Source organism: Aequoribacter sp., assembly GCF_965659035.1.
GTDB lineage: Bacteria > Pseudomonadota > Gammaproteobacteria > Pseudomonadales > Halieaceae > Aequoribacter.
On sequence record NZ_CBFHWH010000067.1, the window covers coordinates 1 to 11,362 of the forward strand.

Annotated in this window: 9 protein-coding genes; 2 read left to right on the forward strand and 7 right to left on the reverse strand. The window is 53.0% G+C overall.

The window, feature by feature from the left end:
- The 5 genes from ACTF5Z_RS09295 to ACTF5Z_RS09315 form a co-directional block, all read right to left on the reverse strand.
- The coding region (locus ACTF5Z_RS09295; RefSeq protein ID WP_438985391.1) for an efflux RND transporter permease subunit at window positions 1–2,152 on the reverse strand (2,152 nt) is incomplete at its 3' end.
- Window positions 2,149–3,300, reverse strand: a complete 1,152-nt coding sequence (locus ACTF5Z_RS09300) for an efflux RND transporter periplasmic adaptor subunit (protein ID WP_438985392.1) — start codon at window positions 3,298–3,300, stop codon at window positions 2,149–2,151. The genes ACTF5Z_RS09300 and ACTF5Z_RS09295, both read right to left, overlap by 4 nt.
- Window positions 3,301–3,316: 16 nt before the next feature.
- Window positions 3,317–5,428 carry a YgiQ family radical SAM protein gene (locus tag ACTF5Z_RS09305; protein WP_438985393.1) on the reverse strand — a complete coding sequence of 704 codons (2,112 nt, stop codon included), beginning with the start codon at window positions 5,426–5,428 and terminating at the stop codon, window positions 3,317–3,319.
- 70 nt (window positions 5,429–5,498) lie between these two features.
- Window positions 5,499–6,317 (reverse strand): ion transporter, encoded by an 819-nt coding sequence (locus ACTF5Z_RS09310; RefSeq protein WP_423848730.1) that lies wholly within the window; start codon window positions 6,315–6,317, stop codon window positions 5,499–5,501.
- The gene (locus ACTF5Z_RS09315; protein ID WP_438985394.1) at window positions 6,314–6,901 is read right to left on the reverse strand and encodes an arylesterase; all 588 of its coding nucleotides are present in this window, start codon (window positions 6,899–6,901) and stop codon (window positions 6,314–6,316) included. The genes ACTF5Z_RS09310 and ACTF5Z_RS09315 overlap by 4 nt, the downstream gene beginning before the upstream one ends.
- Window positions 6,902–6,956: 55 nt before the next feature.
- On the opposite strand from ACTF5Z_RS09315, the gene ACTF5Z_RS09320 reads away from it, so the two are divergent.
- Together ACTF5Z_RS09320 and ACTF5Z_RS09325 are read left to right on the forward strand one after the other, a co-directional pair.
- Complete coding sequence (locus ACTF5Z_RS09320; protein ID WP_438985395.1) at window positions 6,957–7,628, forward strand: ABC transporter ATP-binding protein; 672 nt, start codon at window positions 6,957–6,959, stop codon at window positions 7,626–7,628.
- Complete coding sequence (locus tag ACTF5Z_RS09325; RefSeq protein ID WP_438985396.1) at window positions 7,628–10,087, forward strand: ABC transporter permease; 2,460 nt, start codon at window positions 7,628–7,630, stop codon at window positions 10,085–10,087. The genes ACTF5Z_RS09320 and ACTF5Z_RS09325 overlap by 1 nt, the downstream gene beginning before the upstream one ends.
- A 68-nt stretch (window positions 10,088–10,155) precedes the next feature.
- On the opposite strand, the gene ACTF5Z_RS09330 is transcribed toward ACTF5Z_RS09325, so the two are convergent.
- Together ACTF5Z_RS09330 and ACTF5Z_RS09335 are read right to left on the reverse strand one after the other, a co-directional pair.
- A complete protein-coding gene (locus ACTF5Z_RS09330; RefSeq protein ID WP_438985397.1) occupies window positions 10,156–10,782 on the reverse strand; it encodes a TetR/AcrR family transcriptional regulator in 627 nt (208 codons plus the stop codon).
- 5 nt (window positions 10,783–10,787) lie between these two features.
- On the reverse strand, window positions 10,788–11,362 hold a 575-nt coding region (locus ACTF5Z_RS09335; protein WP_438985398.1), incomplete at its 5' end, for a malate dehydrogenase.

Below are 11,362 nucleotides of genomic sequence, written 5' to 3' on the forward strand. Positions count from 1 at the left end.
AAATATCTACAACGCCTGGGTATGACGCTAAAACCGCTTTGAGCTCTTCGGCGACTGATTGCAGTTCGATAAAATCACGCCCCAACAGCTCGATATCGATTGCTGCACCGATGCTAAAACTACTGGCTGATATTTTCATCTCGACGAGATCAGGAATGGTGCCCGTGAGTTCGCGCCAACGATTTGCGTAGACGCTGACGGGCGTACCCTTGTAGTCCGACGGCAGGTTGAGATGTATGCCTACCTCGCCAATATTGGTTTGCACGGGGATACCAACCTCAATAGATCCCTTGGGTAATTTTGTTCCGACCGCAGTGTAGACCTTGGAAAAGGAGTCTTGGCCCTCGACTAGAGGAATCGCGTCTAATTCTTCCTTCAGCTGCTGGGCGGAGTCTTCGAGTCGTTGAATCACCGACTGGGTTGTCTCAATCGGCGTCCCCTCGGGCATTACGACCGACGCATAGATGCGAGTGCTTTCAACAGCGGGGAAAAACTGAAATAGAATGCGCCCAGAGAGCAGGGCGCCGAGAGCGATGGTAAGCACCGCAATACCCACGGCAAGGGTCGAGTAACGATACTCGATCGATAGGCGCACCATGGGCTTAAATTTATTCACAGCGAAATTATCAAGGGCATCGGATAGGCGTGTTTGGAATTTTTGCCAGGCGTTTTTTTCTTCCCTCGGCTGAGCCATTCGGCGATGCGCTAAGTGGTGAGGCAGGATCAGTTGTGATTCGAAAATACTGAAAAACAGGGCGATAATAACGACAGCGCCGATAACCAAAAAGAAACCGCCGAGTTCTCCCGGAATGTTCATAATTGGGATAAAAGTCGCCATGGTGGTCAAAACGCCAAATATCACGGGCGTAGAGACTTCGGTTGTGCCATCGACCGCTGCTTGCAAGCGCGGTTTGCCCATTTCCTCATGTGCAAAAATGCGCTCACCTACTACGATGGCATCATCGACCAAAATCCCAATAACTAAAATGAACGCCATGATCGACATGGTGCTGATGGCAATATTGAGGCCGGGAAACACCGCGAGAGTGCCGAGCAAAGCGATCGGTATGCCCGCAGCAACCCATAAGGCAAGTCGAAACTGCAAGAATAACGCGAGTACGATGAGCACCAAGACTAGGCCGCTGCGCGCGTTTTTTACTAGGACCTCTAAACGATCCGTCAAATCAGCCGATTCGTCTTTCCATATTTGTACGTGCATGCCTTCCGGGAGGGTGGGTTCGAGTTCGCCTAAGTAGGCTTTAACCGCGTCTGCTATTTGAATCGTATCTTCTTTGCCCACGCGTGAAACCATGATTGACATGGTTTGCGCACCATTGAATCGCGCACTCATGTCGGCGTCTACAAAGGCATCTCGAACCTTGGCAATTTCTGCGATATTGACACGTCTTCCGTCGCGATCGGCTTTTACGATAATGTCTTCGAATTCTTGCCCTCTGTAGGCTTGACCCTGGGTACGTACCAAGATTTCACCGCTGGGCGTATCCAGGGAGCCGCCGGGTAGGTCTAAGCTGCTGGCGCGAACGGTTTGACCGATTTGCTCTAGGGTCAGATCAAACTGACGGAGATTTTGCTCAGGTACTTCGATTGAAATTTCAAAATCCCTGTTAAAGTTCATGTCAACTTGAGAGACGCCCGGAAGCGCAGCGATATCATCACGTATCGTCTGGGTGAGCGCCTGCAAGCCTAGTTCTGTCGTATCGCCATAGACCACTAAATGCAGCACGTTGGCGGTAACCGTGATTTCTGAGGTGATAGGACGCTCTGTCTCCGCGGGAAAAGAGTCGATGGCGTCCACTTTACTGCGAATGTCATTCGCCACTTTTGTTCGATCCACACCCTCGACCAGCTCAGCTAGAATCGAGCACATTCCCTCGGCGGCTGTGGAGCGAACTGTGTCGACACCTTCAGTACCTTCGAGCGCTTCCTCGACTCGAATGCAAACGGCGGACTCTACCTCCTGCGGTGCGGCTCCCAAGTAGGGTATCCGGATCGATACCGCATCAACCTCCACCTCCGGAAATTCTTCGAGGTATAACTGTGGCAGCGCAAGCGTACCGCCTGCGATTAAAATCATCATGAGTAGGTTGGCGGCAACTCGGTTGTGGATAAACCACGTGATAATTGAGTTCATTGCGCGTCCATCATGACAGGCTCTACACGCATGCCGTCGACAACCGTCCGACCTGCAGAGACGCAAACCAGACTCTCTGGGGTAAGCCCCCCCTGAATGACCACGTCATCGTGCTCGAGCCGGAGAATATCGACGTTCTTCAGCCACAGCTGGTTGTTTTCATCAACCGTCAGAATTCTGTTTCCTGGCGCGAGACTGCTGCGGGGCAAGCGGTAGGCCTGCTGAGGAAATACACCCTCTATTTCTGCTTTTACAAAGAGCCCCAGAGGAAACAGGGTGTTGGGATCGTTGCTATCGATTGGCAAACTCGCTACTGCAAATATTTGTCGAGTGGCGGAGTCAATTTGAGCTTCTGTTCGGATAAGTTCAGCCTCACGGAGCCATTCTTGTCCCGCAAATTCACCACTCAGCGTCACTTTGGGACGTTGCTCTTTGGGAATAATGCCGCGCGTTGAGAACGGTAAATCCAGATAGGCCAATTGATCTCGAGCGATAGGTAAGCGCACCTCATAGACGTCGAGCGCAATGAGCTCAGCTACCCGCTCGCCTCTATTGATGAACTGTCCGACATCGAGTGATTCGCTTTCGATCCGACCGCGGAAGGGCGCCTTGATTTGGGTACGTTTAAGCGCCAATTCAGCCTCTTGCCGCGCCACAAGGGTTGCCTGCTGCTGCGCTTCGGCTCGGGCAAGTTGCAGTTGCGCTTGTTCAAAGGCTTGGGTGCTAATGAGGTTCTGTTCTTCTAGCTCTTGTGCCCGCTTGAAATCGCCTTGGTTAATTTTGAGGTCGATCGCTGCCTGTTGCTCGCTTGCTCGAGCTCGCCGTAGCGCAAGACGAGCATCGGTATCGTCGATAGTAAACAAAACGTCGCCTTGTTCGAATGCGCCGCCGCGTTGGAACCGATCAGAAATGGCGCTAACCCGGCCTGCGACTTCAGCCGCGAGAGTGATGCGGTGCGCCGGTTCAACCGTCCCCTGCGAATCGATGATTAAAGGCTCATCGATCAGCGTAGGGTGAATCACCGATACCTTGGGTGGCACCCGAGCGGGTGGACTATCACTCACTTGATTGGGGTTAAGCACCAACGCTGCCGCCGCTACGACGCCTCCAATCACGATGATCATTGGCAGTAAAATCTTTCGGTTCAAGAGTGTCTCCTTGAGCTTAGCGACGTTTTTTAGGTGGCTGCCGGCGCTTGTTAACGGGGTCAATCCCCGTATGCTGGGTCGCAAATCGCTGCGTATGATCCACTAACGAGCGGTGCCGTTGTGGAGGCTGCCGCGGCGGGACTAAGTGCTGTTTACTATAGCCAATTAAATCTTTTCGACCCATGGCGCGCAGCGTATCCCGCAAAGCAGGCCAATTGTCGGGGTCATGATACCTCAAAAACGCTTTGTGTAAGCGACGTTGACTGAGCTTTTGTACCCGCGCGATTTTTGGACCCGAGCGTCGTACGGGTTTCAGTGGATTGAAGCCCGTGTGGTACATAGCAGTTGCCGTGGCCATTGGCGACGGATAAAAAGTTTGCACCTGATCGGCGCGAAACCCGTTGCGTTTTAGCCAGAGCGCGAGGTTGAGCATGTCTTCGTCTTCGGTGCCCGGGTGGGCAGCAATGAAGTAAGGAATGAGATATTGCTCTTTTCCGGCTTTTTTACTGTACTTGTCAAACAGCTTTTTGAAGCGATCGTAGGTGCCGATGCCGGGTTTCATCATGGCAGATAGTGGCCCTTGCTCGGTGTGCTCCGGAGCGATTTTTAAGTAGCCGCCGACATGGTGTGTCACGAGTTCTTCAACGTATTCGGGCGTTTCAACCGCGATGTCGTAACGCAGCCCAGAGGCAATCAACACTTTCTTGACTCCCGGGATGTCGCGCGCTTTTCGATAGAGCTGGATCAAAGGTGTCTGGTCGGTGTTTAGATTTTTGCAAATACCCGGGAATACGCAGCTCAGCTTTCGACACGATGCCTCGATTTTGGGGTCCTTGCAGGCGAGGCGCCACATGTTAGCCGTGGGGCCACCTAAATCGGAAATGACGCCCGTAAACGCCTTGCTGGTGTCTCTGATTTTCTCGATTTCTTTAAGTATTGATTCCTCTGACCGATTCTGAATGATTCGGCCCTCATGCTCTGTAATTGAGCAAAAGGTACATCCGCCGAAGCAGCCCCGCATGATGTTCACTGAATGTTGGATCATTTCGAACGCCGGAATCTTCGCTGCACCGTAACTTGGATGGGTTGCGCGCTGATAAGGCAGTTCGAATACCCAATCCAGTTCTTCCGTTGTCAACGGTATTGGAGGAGGGGTTATCCAGACTTCGGTATCGCCGTGTTGCTGAACTAGCGGTCTGGCGTTGTGAGGGTTAGTCTCCTTGTGAAGCACCCTTGAGGCGTGTGCATACAGCGCGGGGTCGTTGCTGACTTGCTCGTAACTGGGAATGCGAATTACGGTAGCAAGATCACGGTGTTTCGGATCGAGCAGCTGAACCACTTGGGTTTGCGTATCCTTACTGTCACAGGTTTCTTCGGTCACCATTTCATAGGGGTTCGGTTGGGCGTCGACCGGGCCGACAACATCGATGGTCGATGAATCCACTAAGGTATAATTTGACGGAATGCTTTTGGTCTTGAATGCGATGCCGCGTATGTCGCGAATAGACTCTACCGAGTCGCCACGACTGAGTCTGTGCGCCACCTCGCAAATCGCGCGTTCGGCATTGCCAAACAAAAGAAGGTCTGCGCGGCTGTCCATGAGGACCGAACGACGTATTTTTTCACTCCAGTAATCATAATGAGCGATGCGGCGGAGACTCGCCTCGATGCCACCAATAATAATCGGTGAGTCTTTAAACGCCTCGCGCACGCGTTGGCTGTAGACAATAACCGCTCTGTCGGGACGATGATCGGGCTTGCCATCTGGCGTGTAAGCATCGTCGTTACGCCGTTTTCGGTCTGCGGTATAGCGATTGATCATCGAATCCATGTTGCCTGCAGCTACGCCGAAGAACAGTGTGGGTTGCCCTAGTCGTTTGAAATCTTCGCAATTGTGCCAGTTAGGTTGAGCGATGATCCCCACGCGAAAGCCTTGCGTTTCCAGAACTCGTCCAATAACGGCCATCCCGAAGCTCGGATGATCGACATAGGCGTCACCGGTTACGATAATAATATCGCAAGCGTCCCAACCCAGTTGGTCCATCTCGGCGCGAGTTGTCGGTAGGAAGGGAGCTGGTCCGAGGCATTCGGCCCAATATTTTGGATAGTCAAACAGAGCGGTTGGCATAATTTTTCAGATCTACAGGTTAACACTAAGTATAAACTAGATCGCATTAAGAAACAGTGAGTTGCCTCGTTCAATGAGGCAATAAGGCACCGCAATATTTACAATATTCTGCGTCCCCGTCATGCCCACTTCGGTTGCAGTGCTCACACGAGCGAAAGTCTCGCTGCCGGCGCATCTCGTGTGTCAGCTCCGCCGTGATAATGCCAGTGGGTACGGCGATTATTGCATAACCCGTCAGCATTCCAAGTGCGGCGATGGCTCGACCTATTGCGGTCATAGGCACCAAGTCGCCGTACCCTACCGTTGTCACCGTCACGATTGCCCAGTATATGCTCTCGGGAATCGTGTTGAATCCATGTTCGGGCCCTTCAACGACGTAAAGCAGACACCCATAGACTGTCGTTATGACCATCATCATTGAAAAGAAAACAAAAATTTTCCGCCTCGAGCGCCGCAGTGCTTCAAGTAACACGGTGGACTCACGGACGTAGGGCAGCAATCGTAAAATCCTAAATATGCGAAGAATCCGCAGCACCCTCAGAATGAGAAGCGGAGCCGCTTGAGGCACGATGATCGCAAGGTAGGTGGGGAGCACCGACAATACATCAACGACACCAAAGCCGCTGGTGACGTAGGCCCTCGGGTTGGGGCTACACCAAATTCTAATGAGGTACTCAACACTAAAAAAGAGCGTGAATCCCCATTCGATTTGCCAAAACAGATAGCCGTATTGTGCGTGCAATTCGGGTATCGAATCGGCAATCACGACCCCGACACTGATTAAGATCGCCATGATCAGTACGACATCGAAAGCTTTACCTGCAGTGCTCTCGGTACCAAAAATAATGTCAAAGGCCTGCTGCTTTCGTCTGGAGACTGAGCCTGTCATGGTGTGCTCACTGAGGCTTCGCGTAAAATTGAATTCAGCGTTGTTTCAAGTTTGGCGAGCAGTATAGGTTGTGCAGCCGCGGTTGGGTGAATGCCGTCGTTTTGCATAAGGTCCGGACTCAAGGCGACATCTTCAAGAATGAAAGGCGTTAAGGTCGCTTCTTGCGTCGCCGCGACTTGCGCGAAAGTCTCATAAAAGCGGCGAGTGTAGGCTTCGCCATAATTCGGTGGAATCTGCATCGGAACCAGCGCGACCTTGGCTCCCGCCGCTTGACTAAGCTTGATGAGCTGGGTCAGATTTTGTTTTAACTGACTCAGCGGATATCCTCGAAGGCCATCGTTGCCCCCCAACTCAATCACGACAACGTCGGGTTGATGCTGGGCAAGTAGCGCGGGTAGGCGCGCCAACCCTCCGGCCGTGGTTTCGCCGCTAATGCTGGCATTGATGATTTGCGCGCGGTCTTGTAGGCTTTGCGCCCACAAGTGCACCCAACCTTGTTCTATGTTCATGCCATAGGCGGCGCTGATGCTGTCCCCTAAAATCAGGACTTTTCCTGGCTCTCGCGCCTGAGCAAGTAGCGGCAACAACAATCCGATCAGGATGCCAACACGTAGGTAACGGACTACGGAGAAATTCTTTATGCTTGTTGCAGATAAACTTTTCAAAACGGTGGCTCTCGGCGATCAAACAATCCCGATCTTGAAAGGGATTGACTTAGAAATCAAGCCAGGCGAGTCAATTGCGATTTTGGGTGCCTCGGGTTCCGGGAAATCGACTTTGCTGGGATTGCTAGCGGGTTTAGATACGCCAACGAGCGGCCGTGTACGCCACTCGACTTTTGCGGTAAGTGAGGCCGATGAAGATGCTCGAGCAATTTGGAGGGGGCAAGAAGTTGGGTTTGTATTTCAGAGTTTTCAGCTATTGCCATCGTTAACTGCGTTGGACAACGTCGCTCTGCCCGCACAGCTTGCTGGACGCAGTGCGGCGCAGGCGCAAGCGTTGGCGATGCATCAATTACAACAGGTCGGTTTAGAAGAGCGGGTTAGGCATTTTCCCAAGCAGCTGTCGGGCGGCGAGCAACAGCGAGTGGCTATTGCTCGCGCTTTTGTGACTCACCCTAACGTACTATTTGCTGACGAGCCCACGGGGAATTTAGACGAGTCCACCGGTGCGTACGTCGCGGACTTGCTTTTTTCAATGACTGAATCACAGGGTAAAACACTTGTTTTGGTGACGCATGACCCGGACCTGGCGGGCCGGTGTCAGCGTTTGGTTCGGATCCAGAATGGGCTGCTAGAGGCTGTCGAGTAATGTCTTCGTTATGGTGGTTTGCGCGTGAATGGCGCGCCGGTGAACTGCACGTACTGATTGCTTCGCTCGCGTTGGCTGTTGCGATGGTCAGCGGTATTAGTTTGTTCACCGACCGTCTAACCTTGAGGCTCGTTGGCGAGAGTACGCAATTTTTAGCGGCGGATACCGTGTTCGACGCGAGAGAAGTGCTTGATCAAGGCGAGTGGTCACCTAAGCTCAGTGATAACGTTGAGGTGGCCCAAACATTGACTTTTGCCACTATGGTACAGGCGGGAGAAGATGGTTTTGCCCTTGTCTCAGCGAAAGCGGTAAGCAGTAAATACCCTCTGCGAGGTAGCCTTAAAACCAGTGCGACGCCTTTTGGTGATCTGATTGCTGCGGATACGGTGCCTGAAGTAGGAGAGGTGTGGCTCGCGCCCAGGCTCTTCCCCTTGTTGGGTGTCGCACTTGGGGACTCAATCACTTTGGGTAAGGCGTCGTTAACAGTTGGAGGTATTATTCGCTCCGAACCTGACGCGGGTGGTTCGATGTTTGACAGCGCCCCACGGGTTTTAATGCGCTTTGAGGACATTGCGGTGACCGGCGTCGTGCAAGCCGCCAGCAGAGTTTCGTATCGACTGCTATTGGCTGGGCCCGAGGATGCTGTAAAAGATACACGTGAACGGCTAGAAACCTATTACCAGGAGCGCGTCAGGGTGCGAAGTATCGACGAATCGCAACCCAGTGTTGCACAGGCCTTGGATAGGGCGGAGCGATTCTTGCTACTCGCGGGCAGTGTCGGTGTCCTACTTTCTGGGGTCGCAATGCTGATGGCGGCTCGACGGTTTGGTGAACGTCATTTTGCGTATGTTGCCGTTCTGAAAACACTTGGGGCGACTCGGTTTAAAATTCTGAGTCTCTACATCGGTTTACTGTCAGTAGTCTCTGCCTGCGCCTTAGCGATTGGATTCGCCTTGGCGCTAGGACTCGAAATCACTGCGAGCTATATACTCAAGGATTTGATCACCTCCTCGACTGACGTGGCGTACCCGCTACGTCCTTTCGGCGTTGGTTTGATCACTCTGGCGGTTTGTATTACGTCATTTATCGGTCCGAGCTTTATACGACTGGCGGGCGCAAGCCCTTTGCGCGTTTTGCGACAAGAGTTGACTTTATTCGCAGGCTTGGCGCCAACTGACGTAGTTCTGGCTGTAGGTGGGTTGCTGTTTCTCACCCAGTTTTATACCGGCAATTGGATTCTAACAGGCTCTTTGTTGCTGGCCTTATCGATGATCATTGTCATCGGGCTTTTGGTCTCGTCTTTGGTGTTCAAACGTGTGGTGGGTGCCTTACCATCTGGCTCAGCAATGTGGCGACTCGCGAGCGCCAGTATACAGCGGCACGCGCGTGCCAATGGGTTTAACGTGGTCATGTTTGGCTCAGCAATTATGCTGATGGTCTTGTTGGCGCTCGTGCGAACAAGCTTGATAGAGCAGTGGCAGAATCAACTGCCCGAGGACGCCCCAAATCACTTTGTGGTTAACTTACAGGATGCCGAAGTCTCAGCGTTTGAGCAGTTTTTACAAGACCGAGGTGTGGCAACCCAGGCGTCGTACCCAATGTCAAGGGCACGTTTGATTGGCGTTAATGCGCGCGCTCTTACAGGCAGCGAGGGTCCTGAGCGTCAGCGAGAGACCAATTTTTCCTGGACTGATGCGTTACCCGAGGCCAATACCCTGTTGGCTGGGGAATGGTTTCGAGATGATGAGCGGGCCGAGGTCTCGGTCGAAGAAGAATATGCGCAGCGCAGCGGTATCAGGCTTGGGGACACCCTTCGTTATCGCATTGGCTCCGACGAAATTGATTTGGTGGTGACCAGCTTTAGGGAGGTGGACTGGCAAAGTATGCGTCCAAACTTCTTTGTTTTGGTGGAGCCCAGCGCCTTCCCGCCGGGTGCCTCGACGTATCTCAGTAGTTTCTACCTGCCCTCATCTAAGAAGGTGATGTTGAACGATTTGATAAAGGCCTTCCCAACGCTCACGGTGTTGGAGATCGATGTCATCATCAAGCAGCTACAGGATATCGTAGCAAGCGTCTCCAAAGCGGTAGAAGCCGTGCTGGTGCTGATTGTAGTAGCCGGACTGCTGGTGCTCATTATGGGGGTAACCGGCACACTGTCAGAGCGGACGCACGAGAACGCAGTACTTAAGGTTTTTGGCGCCAAAGCCTCGGGTTTGGCGGCATCGGTGTGGTTGGAATTTGCGGCTATTGGTTACATTGCCGGTTTGCTCGGTGTTGCCGCTGCGGAGATAGCTACCTGGGGTATCTATCACACTATGTTCGAAGGATCATACAGCGGTTTGTGGTGGCTTTGGCTTGTTGTGCCTTTGAGCAGTGCGGCGATAATGTCGTGGGTCGGGTGGTTGAGTTGCCGGCGTAGCGTTCGCGTTGAGCCTATTCATGCCCTTCGGGCATCATAACCTTGCTCGCTGCCGCTACGTGCCGTTGAATTCGCCTTTTCGCCCCGTCGCTGCTCAGCGCGCGTTGGCTAACAGCGAGTCTCCTGCATGCAGTTCAGTAAAGAGCGAACGCTTACGTCCATCTGACGCTCGAGTTCGATATGCTGTTCAAATAGCTCTGGCATGTCAATGACCAAAGTCGCGAGGCCGTGAATGCCAGCCCACGCTGTATTGGTTAGGTAACGAATATCGTCTTCGCGAAAAGAGCCAGACCCGATGCCATTCGCGAGCATGGTTTGTACTAGGTGGTTACACTCTCGTATGCGAGCGTGTAGAGCAGGGTAGTTCAGTGTAGGTTGTAACAAAGGCCCAAACATCAGTTTGAACAGCTGAGGATTGTCGATAGCAAACTGTACGTAGCATCGTGCCGCCTCTCGGACCTGCCGTTCCGCGTTATCATCGATCGAGTCAATTGCGCCGAGTAAGGCTTTGATCAGACGCTGATAACCCCGTTCAGACACCGCCGCTAGCAGAGTATTACGGTCGCTGAAGTGTCGATAGGGTGCGGTTTGTGAAACGCCTGCGTTGCGGGCGAGGGCCCGCAAACTCATGGCCTCGGCGGCTTGTTCGACAATGGCTTGCTCGGCCGAGTCGATCAAGGCTTCGCGCAAGTTACCGTGATGATAACTGCTTGCGGCTGTTGAGCTTGCGGGCATCGGCACTAGCCTAGCAGATGCGCGACCGCGTCGCGCTCTTCAATCAACTCTTGCTCGGTCGCCTGCATTTTTGCGCGCGAGAAATCGTTGATATCAGCGTCCTGAACGATAACCCAATCGCCATTACAGCAGCGGCAAGGGAACGAGTAGATCAAGCCTTCTGCAATGTCGTAGGAACCGTCAGAGTAAACGCCCATCGACACCCAGTCGTCGCCTTCTGTGCCCAAGGCCCACGAACGCATGTGGCCAATGGCTGCGTTCGCTGCAGAGGCCGCTGAAGATGCGCCACGCGCTTTGATGATTGCTGCGCCACGCTGCTGTACTGTAGGAATAAAATCTTCCTCGAACCACGCTTGATCCACCAAGTCGATCGCTGCCTCTCCGTTGACTTTGGCGTTGAATAAATCGGGATATTGTGTCGCTGAGTGGTTGCCCCAGATGGTCATGTTGGTGACGTCGTTCACAGTGGTTCCCGTCTTGATGGCTATCTGCGTCATGGCGCGATTGTGGTCCAAGCGCGTCATGGCGGTAAAGTTGCGGGGGTCAATATCTGGCGCGTTACGTTGGGTGATAAGCGCAT

Excerpts from the sequence above, each read along its gene's own strand:
- ACTF5Z_RS09310 (WP_423848730.1), bottom strand. The coding sequence starts at position 6,317 with ATGACAGGCTCAGTCTCCAGACGAAAGCAGCAGGCCTTTGACATTATT.
- ACTF5Z_RS09325 (WP_438985396.1), top strand. The coding sequence starts at position 7,628 with ATGTCTTCGTTATGGTGGTTTGCGCGTGAATGGCGCGCCGGTGAACTG.
- ACTF5Z_RS09330 (WP_438985397.1), bottom strand. The coding sequence starts at position 10,782 with ATGCCCGCAAGCTCAACAGCCGCAAGCAGTTATCATCACGGTAACTTG.
- ACTF5Z_RS09305 (WP_438985393.1), bottom strand. The coding sequence starts at position 5,428 with ATGCCAACCGCTCTGTTTGACTATCCAAAATATTGGGCCGAATGCCTC.
- ACTF5Z_RS09320 (WP_438985395.1), top strand. The coding sequence starts at position 6,957 with ATGCTTGTTGCAGATAAACTTTTCAAAACGGTGGCTCTCGGCGATCAA.